This is a genomic window from Rhodococcus sp. FW305-130, assembly GCF_058788335.1.
Map to the genome: position 1 here is coordinate 101,699 of NZ_JBYTAP010000005.1, position 16,017 is coordinate 117,715.

A 16,017-nucleotide genomic window follows, 5' to 3' on the forward strand; every position below is an offset into this window, starting at 1 on the left:
GTGGGGAGGGGGGGAGGGCTGCAAGGGCTTTTTTTTCCCCCCCTACTTCGTTACTGTCTGTGTCAGTAGAAGTGTTTCGCATAGACGATCCACCGCACAAGTAGATCCACATAGAAGGCAGGTACCGTGACTTCCAATCACCTGGAGACTTTGCAGAGTCCCGCCATGACTTCAGCGACCGCTGGGTTGAACCTCAGCGACTCGGTGTACGAGCGCTTGCTGCGAGAGCGCATCATTTTCCTCGGTACCCAGGTCGACGACGACATCGCCAACAAGCTGTGCGCGCAGATCCTGCTGCTCTCGGCCGAGGACCCGACGCGAGACATCTCGCTCTACATCAACTCGCCCGGTGGATCTGTCACCGCAGGTATGGCGATCTTCGACACGATGCAGTTCGCCGAGTGCGACATCGCCACCTTCGGTATGGGCCTTGCGGCGTCGATGGGTCAGTTCCTGCTCTCGGCAGGCACCAAGGGCAAGCGTTACGCACTGCCTCACGCCCGCATCATGATGCACCAGCCGTCCGCCGGTATCGGTGGTTCCGCCAGTGACATCGCGATCATGGCCGAGCAGTTCAAGCACACCAAGCGCGAAATGGCCGAGCTGATCGCTCAGCACACCGGCCAGACGGTCGAGCAGATCACCGCGGACTCCGACCGTGACCGTTGGTTCACGGCGAAGGAAGCTCTCGAGTACGGCTTCGTCGACCACGTCGTCTCCCGTGCGAATCAGGCCGGCGGCACCGGCAACTGAGCCGGTTCGTCCATCCTTTCGCTGCCCAATTCATACTTTGGAGAACTGATGACCAATCTTTTCGGAGCTAACTCGCTGGGCGGCCAGGCGCCGTCGGGCCCCCAATCGCGTTACATCCTGCCCCAGTTCACGGAGCAGACCAGCTACGGCGTCAAGACGTCCGACCCGTACAACAAGCTGTTCGAGGAGCGCATCATCTTCCTCGGCTCGCAGGTCGACGACGTCTCCGCCAACGACCTCATGGCACAGTTGCTGGTTCTCGAATCGCAGGATCCGGACCGCGACATCACCATGTACATCAACTCGCCCGGTGGTTCGTTCACCGCGCTGATGGCGATCTACGACACGATGCAGTACGTCCGTGCCGACATCTCCACCGTCTGCCTCGGTCAGGCTGCTTCGGCAGCTGCTGTGCTTCTCGCCGGTGGTACGCCGGGCAAGCGCTTCGCGCTCCCCAACTCGCGCATTCTGATTCACCAGCCGGCCACGGGCGGCATCCAGGGTCAGGTTTCCGATCTGGAGATCCAGGCTGCGGAAATCGAGCGTATGCGTCGACTCATGGAGAGCACGCTGTCGCTGCACACTGGCAAGGATCCGGAGACCATCCGCGTCGACACCGATCGCGACAAGATCCTCACGGCCGAGCAGGCCAAGGAGTACGGCATCATCGACGACGTGCTGGCTTACCGGAAGCTCAGCGCACAGAAGTAGTCGATTTCCGCCTCGTGTCGAGGATCTGTATTCCGATTCCCGACACGAGGCGGACACGTCGAGAAGTGCCTGGTGGAGCGCTCGCCAGGCTGAGATCTCGACTCTTTTCTTTTTTATCCGCAGGCGAAACGCCGAGAACAGGTCGACCCCGTTCGGGATCTGCGGGTACCGTCACTTCACGGGCTGGTTCTCGACCGGCGTTCTGCGATTGTTCGACCAGATTTGTTCGATCGGTTTGTTGATCAGTTTGTCTGATCCGACAACTTCTGATCTGACAACTTCTGATCTGATACCGAGTACTGCGGAGCGTCTCGACCGATCGAGTGGCGGCGAGTGCACGTACATGATGGAAAGTAGGGACCTCACGAGATGGCACGCATCGGCGACGGCGGGGATCTGCTCAAGTGCTCTTTCTGCGGCAAGAGTCAGAAGCAGGTCAAAAAGCTCATTGCAGGACCCGGGGTGTACATCTGCGACGAGTGCATCGACCTCTGCAACGAGATCATCGAAGAGGAATTGGCCGAGTCGAGCGAGGTCAAGCTCGACGAGCTTCCCAAGCCTGCGGAGATCCGAGAATTCCTCGAGAACTACGTCATCGGTCAGGATTCCGCCAAGCGGACGCTGGCCGTGGCCGTCTACAACCACTACAAGCGCATTCAGGCCGGAGACAAGGGCCGTGATGCGCGGGGTGAGACGGTTGAGCTCGCAAAATCCAACATCTTGATGCTCGGCCCCACCGGCTGTGGCAAGACGTACCTCGCTCAGACTCTCGCGAAGATGCTCAACGTCCCGTTCGCCATCGCCGATGCGACGGCGTTGACCGAGGCCGGCTACGTCGGTGAGGACGTCGAGAACATTCTGCTCAAGCTGATTCAGGCTGCCGACTACGACGTCAAGCGCGCCGAGACCGGAATCATCTACATCGACGAGGTCGACAAGATCGCTCGCAAGAGCGAGAACCCGTCGATCACGCGTGACGTCTCCGGCGAAGGTGTTCAGCAGGCGTTGCTGAAGATCCTCGAAGGTACGCAGGCGAGCGTCCCGCCGCAGGGTGGTCGCAAGCATCCGCACCAGGAATTCATTCAGATCGACACCACGAACGTGCTGTTCATCGTCGCGGGCGCTTTCGCTGGTCTCGAGCGGATCGTCTCCGATCGTGTCGGCAAGCGCGGTATCGGTTTCGGCGCCGAGGTTCGGTCGAAGGCCGAACTGGATACGGTCGATCGTTTCGCCGAGGTCATGCCGGAGGATTTGATCAAGTTCGGTCTGATTCCCGAGTTCATCGGCCGTTTGCCGATGATCGCGTCGGTGACCAACCTCGACAAGGAATCGCTCGTTCAGATCTTGTCGGAGCCCAAGAACGCTCTCGTCAAGCAGTACCGTCGTCTCTTCGACATGGACGGCGTCGAACTCGAGTTCACCGAAGAAGCGCTCGACGCTATCGCCGATCAGGCGATCTTGCGTGGAACCGGCGCTCGTGGCCTGCGCGCCATCATGGAAGAGGTTCTTCTTCCGGTGATGTACGACATCCCCAGCCGTGACGACGTCGAAAAGGTGGTCGTCACCGCGGAGACCGTCAACGACAACGTACTTCCGACCATCGTTCCGCGTAAGCCGGAGCGTGGCGAGCGTCGCGACAAGACGGCGTAGAAACTTCAAAACGACTGTGGCCCGGTATCTCTCGCGAGATGCCGGGCCACAGTCGTTCGTGCAGGGCGTCTGGGGGGTGTTCGGCTAGATCGGGTTGCCGAGTTCCTTGAGGGGAGTGCGGAACGTCTCCTTGGCGGTGAACGCGGAGATCGCGCAGATGACGCAGGCCACCGATGTCAGAATGGCAACGGGCATCCAGTGTGTCTTGTCCCCGCCCATGAGGGCGTTGCCGATGGCGGGCGCAAAGCCTGCGAGGGCGAAGCCGACCTGGGTGCCGATCGCGATGCCGGAGTAGCGGACCTTGGTGTTGAACATTTCGGAGTAGAACGACGGCCAGATGGCATTCGGGGCAGCGTAGAAGACGGACATCAATCCGATTGCGGCCAGGAAGATCAGCGGGACGTTGCCGCTGGCGATTGCGCCGAAGTACACGTAGATGAACACCGCGCTACCGAGGGCGCCACCGATGAACAGCGGCCTGCGACCGATTCGGTCGGAGAGAATCGCCCAGGCGGGCTGGCTGAGCAAGGCCACGGCGTTGGCTGCGATGGCCACCCAGAGCATGGTCGACTTCGGGATCCCCACTTCCTCGGTGGTCGCGAAGGCGAGTCCGAAGACGGAGAAGATGGTCGAGACGACGGCGATGAAAGCGCAGCAGATCACGCGAATCAGATTTGCGCTGTGGGTGCGAAGGAGATCGGCAACAGGCAATTTGGCGACGGCCTTCGACTCCTGCTGCTCGGTGAACTCTTCCGGCTCTTCGAGCTTGAGACGCATGATGTATGCAGCCACGAGAACGATCAGGCTGCCCCAGAACGGGATTCGCCAGCCCCACGTGTAGAGGATGTCGTCGGGGAGTGCGGCGATGGGCAGGAAGACGAGGCTGGCGAGGATGAAGCCGGCCTGGGTGCCGTTGAGAGTCCAGCTGCAGAAGAATGCGCGTCTACCTTCGGGAGCATGTTCGAGAGTCAGTGAGCTGGCGCCACTCTGTTCACCAGCGGCGGAGATGCCCTGAGCGATTCTCATCAGGACCAGCAGTATCGGTGCAAGAACTCCGATCGAATCCGCGCTGGGAATACATCCGATGAGGAATGTTGCTGCGCCCATCATGATGAGCGTGAGCAGCATGATCTTCTTGCGGCCGACGCGGTCACCGAAATGGCCGAGGACTACAGCGCCGAGGGGACGCGCGACGTACGCGACACCGAAGGTGGCCAGCGAAAGCAGTGCCGCATGCCCGCTGTCCGGGAAGAACACGGTGGGGAAGATGAGTGCAGCGGCGGAGGCGTAGATGTAGAAGTCGTAGTACTCGAGCATGCTGCCGAGAAACGACGACGTTGCGGCGCGCTTGACCTTGGTCGTGTCCGGCCTGGCCAAGGATCCCGCCTCGGGGCCGGACGGTGTAACCGTGCTAGCTGACATGCTCATCTCCTGGGTGGAAGCGTCGTGGAGGCTCTACATCCGCCGATGGTGTTCGTCGAGGGTGTTCGTATCGAGAACGTCTGTGCGGAGAGCGATACAAGGAATGTAACCGACGCCACAGCGACTACACAAGATTATTAACCAAATAGTTCATAAAAATCTACCGGGGGACTCTTCGCACGTCGAAACCGCAGTTCAGGCGGTCAGGAGCCTGGCTGCGCGGCGGCCGCCACCAACTGCGCCACCTGTTCCTCGGTGATGCCGAGGCCGAAGGTGGCGAGTTTTCCGAGCGGCATCGAGCCTGCGAGTGCCATCATCTCGGGGCTGACCGCCTGTTCACCGTCGCCCGCTGCGGCAGCCATGGCGGCGCCGAGAACTGCGCTGCCGACGGGATGGGCGAGCCATTCGCCGATGGTCGACATGGCGTCGAGCGTGCCGACGCCGACGTTCCCGGCCAGGGTGATCGTGTCGGTGGTTGCGATGTCCCGAGACGAGAAGCCGACGCGGATCTCGTAGTCGCCAGGTTCGATCGCCCAGTCCTGCGCCGCGACGGACCAATAGGCGAATGCCCTGGTGTCGAGCGTGATGGTCACAGTCGCGGATTCGTCGGGGGCGAGGTAAACCTTGGCAAAGCCCTTCAATTCCTGCGCGGGTCGATCGATGCTTGCCGAGGCGTCGTGGACGTAGACCTGAACGACGGTGCTGCCCGATCGGTCGCCGCTGTTGCGCACGGTGACGGTCACTTCGGCGGAGTTCTCACCGGACTCGACGGAGGTATCGGTGATGTCGAAGGTGGTGTAGCTCAGCCCGAACCCGAACGGGTACGCCACTTCGCGCAGCGCGGAGTCGTAGTAGCGGTATCCCACGTACAGGCCTTCGCCGTAGCGGACGTGCTGCTGTGATCCCGGGAAATGCAGATACGACGGATTGTCTTGGAGGCGAAGCGGAATGGTCTCCGTCAGGCGTCCCGACGGATTCGTGATGCCGAACAGAAGATCGGCAATCGCCGAGCCGCCCGCCTGGCCGAGTAGCCAGCCCTCGAGGATTGCGGCGGCATGATCCTTCCAAGGCTCGATCGAAACCACACCGCCATTGGCGAGCACGACGACCGTGTTCGGGTTCGCGCCGTGGACCGCTTCCAGCAGGGCGATCTGGTCAGCCGGCAGTTCGATGTCGGGTCGGTCGAATCCTTCGGATTCTGTGGCGGACGGTAGTCCGAGGAACAGCACCGCGACGTCAGCGCGGCGTGCGGCGTCGACAGCCTCGGTGACCATGTCGTCGTCCGGAGTGCCGTCGAAGGTGAAGCCCGGTGCGAAAGTGACGCGGTCGGCGCCTTCGAGGTCGAGGATCGCGTCCAAGGCATTGTCGAGCTTGGTTGGAACCACCTGTGAACTGCCGGCCCCCTGGTACCGCGGGCTGCACGCGAATTCGCCGATCACCGCGACAGTTTGCCCGCCGGGGGTCAGCGGCAGTAGTTCTCCGTCGTTGGCCAGCAATACAGCGGACTCCGCTGCAGCGGTCCGTGCCAGTTCGTGGTGACGCTCGACGTCGTACGTGTGGCCCTTGGTGCGCGCGGCGGCGGTGCGTTTCACCAGCGTAGACAGGCGCTCGGCCGCAGTGGTGAGCACGGATTCGTCAAGGTCGCCGCCGCGCACGGCGTCGACGATCTGGGTATCGGTTCCGGTGGGCGGCATTTCCAGGTCGAGGCCCGCGGCGAGTGCCGCCACGCGGTCGTTGACCGCTCCCCAGTCCGAAACGACGAGGCCGTCGAAGCCCCACTGTTCGCGGAGTACCTCGGTGAGCAGCCAATGGTTCTGGCTCGAGTACACACCGTTGATCTTGTTGTACGAGCACATGACCGTCGTCGGGGCCGCGGTCTTGACGGCGTATTCGAAGCCGGCCAGATAGATCTCGCGCAGCGTCCGTTCGTCGACGTCGGCACTGACTCTCATCCGGTCGTGTTCTTGGTTGTTGGCAGCGAAGTGCTTGAGCGAGGTTCCGACGCCGCGAGACTGGATGCCGGTGATCAGCGCTGCCGCGACGCGGCCGGAGAGGAATGGGTCCTCGGAGACGTATTCGAAATTCCTGCCACACAAGGGTGATCGTTTGATGTTGATGCCTGGGCCGAGGAGGACCGAGACCTGTTCGGCTTTGGCTTCGTCGCCCAGAGCCTCACCGACCTGGCGGATGAGGTCGAGGTTCCACGACGAGCCCAACCCGACCGCCGGTGGGAAACACGTAGCTGGAATGCTGTGGCCGAGTCCGAGTGCGTCGCCGCCCTCGGGTTGTTTCCGGACTCCGTGCGGACCGTCGGTCAGGAGTATCGATTCGATTCCGGCAACGGACTGGCTGTGCCAGAAATCCGAGCCGGACGTCAACGACGCCTTCTCCTCGAGTGAAAGCCCGTCTACGTAATTCTCGGTCACGTCATTCCTCCCGGTGGCAGCTGTGAGTTCCACTCACCACCGTAGGGGGATTTTTCGGACTTCGGGGTGGGTCAGGACGGCGCCTTCGAGGTCAGGAACGCAACAACCATGTCGCCGAGCATTGTTCGTAGATGCTCACGATGCGTCGAGTCGGTCAGATCGCGGTCGAAGAGCGCTTTGAAGGTGTACCGATTGGCGATACGAAAGACGCAGTAACTGCTGATCAACATGTGAATATCGAGCGCATCGACGTCGGAGCGGAATGCCCCAGACTGCTGCCCGTCGTGGAGGATCTGCGAGACCAGGTCGGCGGCAGGGGCGCCGAGGCCGCTGAGTAACTCGGATTTCTCGATGTGCTCGCCGCGGAGCATGTTCTCGTTGGCCACGAGTCGAATGAAATTCGGGTGCTGTTCGTGGTGGTCGAAGGTGAGTTCGGCCAAAGCGCGGACTGCTGCCGTGGGGTTCAATCCCTCGAGGTCGAGTTCACGTTCCTGCGCGCGAATGACGCTGTACGCATGCTCGAGTACCGACTTGTACAGCCCTTCCTTGTCGGTGAAGTAGTAGTAGATCATGCGCTTGGTGGTATGCGTCTTGGTTGCGATCTCGTCGACTCGGGCGCCGGCGAAGCCTTTGTCGGCAAACTCCTCGGTGGCGACGGCGATGATGTTCACCCTGGTCAGATCGCTGTTTCGGCGTCGCTTCTCCGGCTTCGACACCACGGAGTTCACTGACTGCTCGGAAACCATGTGCTCACTCTATCTGCCAGCAGTTTGTCGACTTTGCTTGTCGAGTTCGCGTCGGGGGAGTAACGTCCAGTGAACTAACTCACTAGTTCGTACATTAGTTTCGAGCGTCAACCCCGAGGTGCCCCTGATGACTCCATCTCTACCGGTTCTGGTTCTCAACGGACCCAACTTGAATTTGTTGGGCCAGCGCCAACCGGAGTTCTACGGGAGAGGCACCCTGGACGACGTCGTTTCCCGCTGTGAAGCGGCGGCCGAGAAGTTCGGAGTGGTGGTCGAGGCAAAGCAGTCGAACCACGAGGGCCAACTGATCGATTGGGTCCACGAGGCCAGGGGAAATGTCGCGGGCATCGTCATCAATCCCGGTGGGTACTCGCACACCTCCGTTGCGTTGCGCGACGCTCTGGTCACACTCGATGCCCCCGTCGTGGAGGTGCACATCAGCAACATCCACAGTCGCGAAGAATTCCGTCACCACTCGTATGTCTCCGGCATCGCCGACGCCGTCATCTGTGGATTGGGAATCGACGGATACAGCGCCGCAGTCGAATTCGTCTGCATCCGAGAAGGGAAGAACTGATGAGTGATTCGATCCTCTGCGGTCTGATCGGCACCGGAATCGGAGCCTCCTTGACTCCGATCATGCACGAGGAAGAAGGGCGCAGACAGGGCCTGCCTTACGTCTACCGCATCCTCGATCTCGACGTGATGGGAATGGCGCCGTCGGACATCGGTGAACTTCTCACCTATGCAAGACGTTTCGGCTTCCGCGGCCTCAACATCACTCACCCGTGCAAGCAGTTGGTGATCGAGCACCTCGACGAGCTCTCGCCGGATGCGAGCCGGCTCGGTGCGGTGAACACGGTCCTCTTCGACTCCGGCAAGGCGATCGGACACAACACTGATTGGTCGGGCTTCGGCCGAAATTTCGACGACGGACTTCCCGGAGCACAGCTCGATCGCGTCGTGCAGCTCGGTGCCGGCGGAGCCGGTGCGGCGGTTGCCTATGCAGCGCTCACCCGCGGTGTCGGGACACTGACGTTGGTCGATTCGAGCCTGCCTCGCGCGGAGGAACTTGCACAAACCTTCGCGCAGCAGTTTCCGGCGCAGGTTGTCGAGGCGCGGCACACGAACGACCTCGCCGAAGTGCTCGGCAACGCAAACGGATTGATCCACGCGACGCCGATGGGAATGGCGGCTCATCCCGGAATGGCATTCTCGCCAGATCTGCTCCGTCCAGATCTGTGGGTAGCGGAAATCGTCTACCGCCCGCTCGAGACCGAGCTGTTGCGTCAGGCGAGGTTGATCGGAGCCCCGACGCTCAGCGGAGGCGGAATGACTGTCTTTCAGGCCGTCGACGCGTTCCGGATCTTCACGGGCATCGAGCCCGACAGTAAGCGGATGCTCGCGCACATGACGGAACTCGTGCACGGCGAACAGACTGCGGCAGCGCTGTGAGTGCCCCGGTCCGGACGTCGATCGCGACGGTATCGCTCAGTGGGACTCTCGAGGAGAAGCTCGACGCCATCGCTGCTGCCGGCTTCGACGGCTTCGAGGTGTTCGAGCCGGATTTTGTTGCTTCGCCGTGGTCCCCGAAGGAATTGCGAACTCGGGCTGCGGATCTGGGCTTGACCCTCGATCTGTATCAGCCGTTCCGTGACTTCGACACGGTGGACGAGGCCCAATTTGCTCGGAATCTTGTTCGAGTGGAACGCAAATTCGAGCTCATGGATCAACTGGGGTGCGAGACGCTCCTGGTGTGCTCCTCGCCCCTGCCGACCGCAAGTCACGATGACGGTCAGTTGACAGAGCAATTCGGAGCTCTCGCCGAACTGGCGTCCGAGCACGGCAAGAAGGTTGCCTACGAGGCGCTCGCGTGGGGTGCCCACGTCAACACGTACGGCCATGCGTGGCAGATCGTCGAGGGCGTCGACCATCCTTCGCTCGGTACCTGTCTGGACAGCTTTCACATCCTCTCGCGCGGTGACGATCCCGCCGGAATTCGCGAGATTCCCGGCGAGAAGATCTTCTTCCTCCAGTTGGCGGACGCTCCGTTCTTGGCGATGGACATCCTCCAGTGGAGCCGGCATCACCGAAACTTCCCGGGGCAGGGCAGCTTCGATCTCAGTGCGTTCGCTCAGCATGTCTACGCCACCGGTTACGACGGACCGTGGTCGCTCGAGATCTTCAACGACGTATTCCGCCGCGCGGACACCCAGCGGACGGCAATCGACGCTCATCGGTCGCTCCTCCATCTGGAAGAACAGGTCGCCGCCGCGAACCCTGCCGCCGGTGGACCCACGCTGTTCACCGACCCGGAGCGCACCCCGCTCGAAGGGATCGTGTCTCTGCGAATCGCTGCGGGTCCGGCTAAACAGGACCAGGTGCACTCGATGCTCTCTCGCGTCGGTTTTCATCTGGTCGGACGGCACCACGATCACGACTTGCAGTTGTGGCGGCACGGACCGCTCACCGTTGCCGTCGACGCGACAGCGGGCACGGTGTGGACGGCGCCCGGGCTGCCCGCGGATCTGCCGGTTCTCACTCAGATCGGCATCAGGGCAACCGAACCCGAAGTTTGGGGAGAGCGCGCTCTGGCTCTCGAAGTACCGGCGACGCGCGTGCAGTTGCCCGGTTCGAGCGACGAGAACTCCGAGGTACCGGACGTCGTACGCTTGAAGGTCACCGATGCGACATCGATCGACCTTCGTGGCCCCGGCAGCGCTGCAGCGTGGGAATCGGCATTCGAGATCTACCCGCTGCCCGCCGAGCGCAATCGTGAACAGGGCGCAGTGTTCACCGGGATCGACCACGTGGCACTGGCAGTTCCGGCCGAGAGTTGGGACGGCATCATGCTGCTCCTGCGGTCCGTGTTCGAGATGCAACCGCACGAGGGGCAGGACGTCACCGATTCGGTCGGACTCATGCGGAGCCAGGCACTCACGCTCGTTCAGGACGGTGACGGACATACCCTGCGGATCTCACTGAACATGGTGGAGGGCAGTCGAAGCGGGCTGCCGACGGTCCGTCGCGGCGGCGTCAGCCACGTCGCTTTCGCGTGTGAGAACATCTTCGGTGCCGCTGCGTCCATGCAGGACTGGGGCTTTGCTCCGCTACCCATTTCCCCGAACTACTACGACGATCTGGACGCACGTTTCGGTCTGAATTCAGAACTGCTCGACCGGATGCGCAGCGCCGGAATCCTTTACGACGCTGACGCCCGCGGTGAGTTCTTCCACCTGTTCACCCCGACGGTCGGGGGAGACCTGTTCTTCGAGGTCGTGCAGCGAGTGGGTGGATACGAGGGCTACGGGGAGGTCAACTCCGCTGTGCGACTGTCGGCTCAGTTGCGCGCGAATCAGACGTGACCTCGACTCGGTGCGGGTGCGAGTAGATGTTCATCGAATCGCCGCGGATGAAACCGGCGAGGGTCAACCCCGATTCCTGTGCCAGCTCCACGGCCAATGACGACGGCGCGGAGACTGCGCCCAGAATCGGAATGCCCGCCATGACGGCCTTCTGGACGAGTTCGAACGACGCCCGCCCACTGACGATCAGGATCGTGTCGTAGAGCGGCACTCGGCCGTCGGTGATTGCCCAACCGATCACCTTGTCGACTGCGTTGTGCCGGCCGACGTCCTCGCGCAGCGCCAGGAGTTCGCCGGTGGCGGTGAACAATCCGGCTGCGTGCAGGCCTCCGGTGCGCTCGAAGATCCGTTGGCTCTCCCGGAGCGTGACCGGCATGGCCGACAGGACGGTGGAGGTGACGGAAGTCGTGTCACCGACCAGGGGATGCCGCGTGGTGGTTCGGACGGCATCGAGTGACGTCTTGCCGCACACGCCGCACGCGGAACTGACGACGGTGTTGCGATCGGTGGTGTGATCGGGCAACGGCACTCCGGGAGCGAGCGCGATGTCGAGGACGTTGTAGGTGTTCGCGCCGGTTTCGTCGACGCCGTCGCAGTACCGGACGACGCTCACGTCGTCGCGGGTACCGATGACGCCTTCGCTGAGAAGGAATCCGTGGACGAGGTCGACGTCGTTGCCTGGTGTTCGCATCGTCACGGCCAGCACCTGACCGCCAACCCTCATTTCGAGTGGTTCTTCGACGGCCAGCGTGTCGGGGCGCGTGACGACCCGATCACCCGAGATTCGAACGACCGGTGTTCGTGCGGTGACCCGTCCCATCTCAGGCGCCTGATGCTTCGAGTCGAACAGTGACGGCCTTCGAGACCGGTGTGTTCGACTTGGCTGCAACGTGTTCGAGGGGAACGAGCGGATTTGTCTCGGGGTAGTACGCCGCCGCATTGCCGCGGGGGGTGTCGTAGGAGACGATGCGGAATTCCGTGACCCGACGCTCTTCGAGTGTTCCGTCTGGTGTTGTCCACTCGGACACGATGTCGACGAGATCGCCGTCGCGGAATCCGAGTGCAGTGATGTCTTCGGCATTGACGAGGATGACCTTGCGTCCGCCCTTGATACCGCGGTATCTGTCGTCGAGGCCGTAGATCGTGGTGTTGTACTGGTCGTGGCTGCGCATGGTCTGCAGAATCAGGCGCCCGCTCGGAGTGGGTATCCAGTGCAGTTCGTTCACGCCGAAGTTGGCTTTGCCGGTGTGCGTGCGGAACTCACGCGAGTCACGCGGTGGGTGTGGGAGCTGGAATCCATCCGGCTGGCGAACCCGGGTGTTGTAGTTTTCGCATCCGGGCACCACTCGTGAGATGGAGTCGCGAATCAGGTCGTAGTTGCCCTCGAAGGCCGACCAGCGGACGGAGTGATCGCTGCCGAGTAGTTCGCGGGCGAGTTGGCAGATGATGGCGACTTCGCTACGTAGGTAGGGGCTGACCGGCGTGAGGCGTCCGCGCGACAGGTGCACCATGGACATCGAATCTTCCACGGAGACAAGCTGCTTTCCGCCGGCCTGGACGTCGAGGTCGGTGCGTCCGAGGGTGGGGAGGATGATTGCGGTCTGCCCGTGAACGACGTGGCTTCGGTTCAGTTTGGTGGAAACCTGAACGGTGAGTTCGCATTGGCGCAGCGCGGTTTCGGTGGCTGCGGTGTCCGGGCTGGCCTGGATGAAGTTGCCGCCCATCGCCATGAAGAAGCTTGCCTTGCCGGCATTCATCGCGCGGATCGCGTCGACGGTGTCCCACCCGTGCTTGCGGGGGCTCGAGATCGAGAACTCGGTGTCGAGCGCGGCCAGGAACTCTTCCGGCATCTTCTCCCAGATGCCCATCGTGCGGTCACCCTGGACATTGGAGTGTCCTCGCACCGGACAGACCCCGGCACCGGGTTTGCCCATCATTCCACGCATGAGCAGCAGGTTGACCGCTTCTTCGATGGTGGCGACTCCGTGTGTGTGCTGAGTGATGCCCATGGCCCAGCAGGTGACGGTTCGCTCGGATCGGGCAAGCGCGGCAGCCGTTTCCTCGAGCTGCGCCATCGACAGGCCCGTCGCCTCGAGTACCGTGTCGAGATCGACCGCGCGGATGTGCTTCTCGTATTCGTCCCAACCGGCGCAGTAGCGGTCGACGAATGCGCGATCGACCACCGTGCCGGGAGCGCGATCTTCCTGCTCGAGCAGCAGCTTCCCCAAGCCTTGGAACAGCGCCATGTCGCCGCCCAGCCGGATCTGCAGGAACTCGTCCGCGATGTCGACTCCGTGCCCGATCACGCCGGAGACTTTCTGCGGATCCTTGAACCGCCGCAATCCCGCCTCGGGGAGGGGATTGATGGCAATGATCTTGGCGCCGTTGCCCTTTGCCTTCTCGAGTGTCGAGAGCATTCGAGGGTGGTTGGTGCCGGGATTCTGTCCGGCGATGAGGATGAGATCGGCGTTCTCGAGGTCGGGAACCGTCACCGAGCCTTTGCCGATGCCGATGGATTCGGTCAGTGCGCTTCCGGACGACTCGTGACACATGTTGGAACAGTCGGGCATGTTGTTGGTGCCGTAGCTACGAATCATCAACTGGTAGAGAAACGCTGCTTCGTTGGACGTGCGACCGGAGGTGTAGAACACTGCTTCGTCCGGCGACGCGAGGCCGTTCAGATGTTCGGCGATCAGTGCGTACGCGCCGTCCCAGTCGATCGGCTGGTAATGGGTTGCTCCCGGGGTCAGGACCATCGGGTGCGTCAGTCGGCCCTGTTGGCCGAGCCAGTAATCGGTCTTGCCTTCGAGGTCGGCGATCGAGTGCTCCGCGAAGAATTCAGGCGTGACCGTGCGAAGCGTTGCTTCCTCGGCAACGGCCTTCGCTCCGTTCTCGCAGAACTCGGCGGGCTTGCGATGTCCGGGAGTCTCCGGCCACGCACACCCCGGGCAGTCGAAGCCGTGACGCTGGTTGAGCCTGGTGAGCGTTCGGGCGGTCCGCAAGGCTCCCATCTGCTCGATTCCTCGTTGCAGCGACACCAGAACGGCTGGCACTCCGGCCGCGTAGTCCTTGGGGTGCGTGACTTCGAGATCCGATTCGTCGATGTCTTTCGAGGGGCCCTGGCGCGTCATGTCTCCATACTGGCCCGAACGGCGCGGTACTGCCATCGAATGGGCCGGTCGAACTCACCGGAATGCGACATTCATCGGCTAGCCTTACCTACCGAACGAGCGGACTTAAGGGGTAAGAGCATGGATCGAACGGACGCAGGTCGGCTGACCCGGCGCGGATTTCTGATCGGCACGTCGGGAGCGTTGCTGGCATTCGCCGCAGCCTGCTCCAGTTCGAACGACGAGGACACGCCCCCCAGCGGCGACTCTGCGGGATCGATCACCCACAAATTTGGGGCTACCGAGCTGCCCGAGGATCCGCAGCGGATCGTCAGTGTCGGATACAACGATCAAGATGCGATCCTCGCCCTCGGTGGGACTTTGGTCGGAACCTTCGACTGGTACGGCGATTACCCCTACGGTGTGTGGCCATGGGCGCAGCCGTTGTTGAACGGGGCGACTCCCGAGATCATCGGAACCGCGGGCACCACCATTCAGATGGAGAAGGTCGCTGCCACGACACCCGACCTGATTGTCGGCACCTACTCCGGGCTCACTCAGGCGCAGTACGACAAACTCAGTGCCATAGCGCCGACGGTGGCGCAGCCGAAGGAGTTCGCGGATTACGGAATCCCCTGGCAGAACCAGACGACCATCATCGGCGAAGCGCTGGGGCAGCAAGGAAAGGCCACCGAACTGATCGCCGGCGTCGACAAGAAGTTCGCCGACGTGAAGACGGCCAATCCGGCGTTTGCCGGCAAGACCGTTCTGGTCGGCGCGTTGAAGGGGCCGGGGCAATTCGGGGTCTACGGACCGGAAGACCCCAAGGTGAGGTTCTTCACTGAACTCGGATTCGTGAATCCGCCTGTCACCGATCAGATCACGGGTAACTTCGCCGAGATCAGCACCGAGCAACTCTCGCTTGCGGACGTCGACGTACTCGTCTGGTACGCCGGTGGTGGCTACGGCGACAAGCTTCGGGCGGAATTGGACAAGACCCCGATCTACCAGGAACTCGACGTCGTGAAGGACGGCCGCGCGATCATTCTGGAAGACGCTGCTGCCGAAGCCATGACGTGGAGCACCGTACTGAGCTTGCCGTATGCGCTCGAACAGATTCCGCCGCGGATTGCGGGCTTGCTCGTCTGATCGGTTCAAGGACAGCGCTGTTCAAAGTCCAGGGATTCGGACAGTCGGCGGTACTCTCGCCTCATGGGTGTACACGTGCGGCCGGCTGTCCGATCCGATATTCCGGCGCTGTCGGCGGTGTTGGCCGAGGCGTTCGAAGATGATCCTTTGATGGCCTGGATGTTGCCGGACGAGGACTCCAGGGCTGAGCGCCTGACGAAACTGTTTGCCGCAGAAGCTCGTTACCACCACTTCGCCGGTGGCGGTGTCGAGGTGGCCACCGATGACAACGGCGTGATCGGCGGGGCAACTCTGTGGGATCCGCCGGGGCGGTGGAAGCAGTCGTGGATTTCCGGGCTCGTGAGCCTGCCCGCAATGGTGCGTGTCTTCGGCAGGGGGCTACGACACGCGGCCGAGGTCAGCTCCGTTCTCGAAGGAGCACATCCGAATTCGCCGCACTGGTATCTCGCGACGGTCGGGACCGGCAGCGCGGCGCGCGGTGGGGGATACGGCAAAGCCCTACTGAACTCCCGGTTGGAGCGTTGCGATCGTGAACACGTCGACGCTTACCTCGAGAGCAGCAAGGAATCGAACATCCCGTACTACAACCGCTTCGGTTTCGAAGTGACCCGTGACATCGTCATGCCAGGCGGCGGGCCGACGATCTACGCAATGATGCGTCAACCGCGGGGCGCGTGATACCAAC

At 62.2% G+C, this 16,017-nt stretch carries 13 protein-coding genes; 8 read left to right on the forward strand and 5 right to left on the reverse strand.

What is annotated here, in order from left to right; all coding sequences use genetic code 11:
- Positions 1-165 precede the first annotated feature (165 nt).
- The 3 genes from AC3WQS_RS16660 (at position 166) to clpX (ending at position 3,114) form a co-directional block, all read left to right on the forward strand.
- Positions 166-753 (forward strand): ATP-dependent Clp protease proteolytic subunit, encoded by a 588-nt coding sequence (locus AC3WQS_RS16660; protein WP_007730960.1) that lies wholly within the window; start codon positions 166-168, stop codon positions 751-753.
- A 48-nt stretch (positions 754-801) separates the two neighbouring features.
- Complete coding sequence (locus AC3WQS_RS16665; protein WP_003944539.1) at positions 802-1,464, forward strand: ATP-dependent Clp protease proteolytic subunit; 663 nt, start codon at positions 802-804, stop codon at positions 1,462-1,464.
- A gap of 369 nt (positions 1,465-1,833) precedes the next feature.
- Positions 1,834-3,114, forward strand: a complete 1,281-nt coding sequence (gene clpX, locus AC3WQS_RS16670) for an ATP-dependent Clp protease ATP-binding subunit ClpX (protein WP_003944582.1) — start codon at positions 1,834-1,836, stop codon at positions 3,112-3,114.
- Positions 3,115-3,198: 84 nt separating this feature from the next.
- Here the strand turns inward: clpX and AC3WQS_RS16675 are convergent, their stop codons facing one another.
- The 3 genes from AC3WQS_RS16675 to AC3WQS_RS16685 all read right to left on the reverse strand — a co-directional run bounded on the left by AC3WQS_RS16675 (position 3,199) and on the right by AC3WQS_RS16685 (position 7,708).
- Complete coding sequence (locus tag AC3WQS_RS16675; RefSeq protein ID WP_020970000.1) at positions 3,199-4,536, reverse strand: MFS transporter; 1,338 nt, start codon at positions 4,534-4,536, stop codon at positions 3,199-3,201.
- Between the two features lie 203 nt (positions 4,537-4,739).
- Positions 4,740-6,962, reverse strand: a complete 2,223-nt coding sequence (locus AC3WQS_RS16680; protein ID WP_492711522.1) for a glycoside hydrolase family 3 C-terminal domain-containing protein — start codon at positions 6,960-6,962, stop codon at positions 4,740-4,742.
- A 71-nt stretch (positions 6,963-7,033) separates the two neighbouring features.
- On the reverse strand, positions 7,034-7,708 hold the full coding sequence (locus tag AC3WQS_RS16685) for a TetR/AcrR family transcriptional regulator (RefSeq protein ID WP_019749082.1): 675 nt from the start codon (positions 7,706-7,708) through the stop codon (positions 7,034-7,036).
- Between the two features lie 127 nt (positions 7,709-7,835).
- Here AC3WQS_RS16685 and aroQ point away from each other — a divergent pair, with 127 nt between their 5' ends.
- Genes aroQ through AC3WQS_RS16700 form a run of 3 tightly spaced genes read left to right on the forward strand, consistent with a single transcriptional unit; the run spans position 7,836 to position 11,073 of the window.
- Complete coding sequence (gene aroQ, locus AC3WQS_RS16690) at positions 7,836-8,285, forward strand: type II 3-dehydroquinate dehydratase (RefSeq protein ID WP_492711520.1); 450 nt, start codon at positions 7,836-7,838, stop codon at positions 8,283-8,285.
- The gene (locus AC3WQS_RS16695; protein ID WP_113683745.1) at positions 8,285-9,163 is read left to right on the forward strand and encodes a shikimate dehydrogenase; all 879 of its coding nucleotides are present in this window, start codon (positions 8,285-8,287) and stop codon (positions 9,161-9,163) included. Before aroQ ends, AC3WQS_RS16695 begins: the two co-directional genes overlap by 1 nt.
- Positions 9,160-11,073 (forward strand): sugar phosphate isomerase/epimerase and 4-hydroxyphenylpyruvate domain-containing protein, encoded by a 1,914-nt coding sequence (locus AC3WQS_RS16700; RefSeq protein ID WP_492711517.1) that lies wholly within the window; start codon positions 9,160-9,162, stop codon positions 11,071-11,073. Before AC3WQS_RS16695 ends, AC3WQS_RS16700 begins: the two co-directional genes overlap by 4 nt.
- Here AC3WQS_RS16700 and fdhD read toward each other — a convergent pair.
- Entirely contained in the window at positions 11,024-11,893 is an 870-nt protein-coding gene (gene fdhD, locus AC3WQS_RS16705; RefSeq protein ID WP_020908229.1) for a formate dehydrogenase accessory sulfurtransferase FdhD, read from the reverse strand. The genes AC3WQS_RS16700 and fdhD overlap by 50 nt on opposite strands.
- Before the next feature lies 1 nt (position 11,894).
- On the reverse strand, positions 11,895-14,204 hold the full coding sequence (locus AC3WQS_RS16710) for an FdhF/YdeP family oxidoreductase (RefSeq protein WP_021344728.1): 2,310 nt from the start codon (positions 14,202-14,204) through the stop codon (positions 11,895-11,897).
- 120 nt (positions 14,205-14,324) lie between these two features.
- Between AC3WQS_RS16710 and AC3WQS_RS16715 the strand changes: the two genes are divergently transcribed.
- The gene (locus AC3WQS_RS16715; protein ID WP_019749076.1) at positions 14,325-15,332 is read left to right on the forward strand and encodes an iron-siderophore ABC transporter substrate-binding protein; all 1,008 of its coding nucleotides are present in this window, start codon (positions 14,325-14,327) and stop codon (positions 15,330-15,332) included.
- A 63-nt stretch (positions 15,333-15,395) separates the two neighbouring features.
- Positions 15,396-16,010: a GNAT family N-acetyltransferase gene (locus AC3WQS_RS16720; protein WP_003944518.1), complete on the forward strand. Its 615-nt coding sequence runs from the start codon at positions 15,396-15,398 to the stop codon at positions 16,008-16,010.
- The last annotated feature ends 7 nt before the right edge of the window (positions 16,011-16,017 follow it).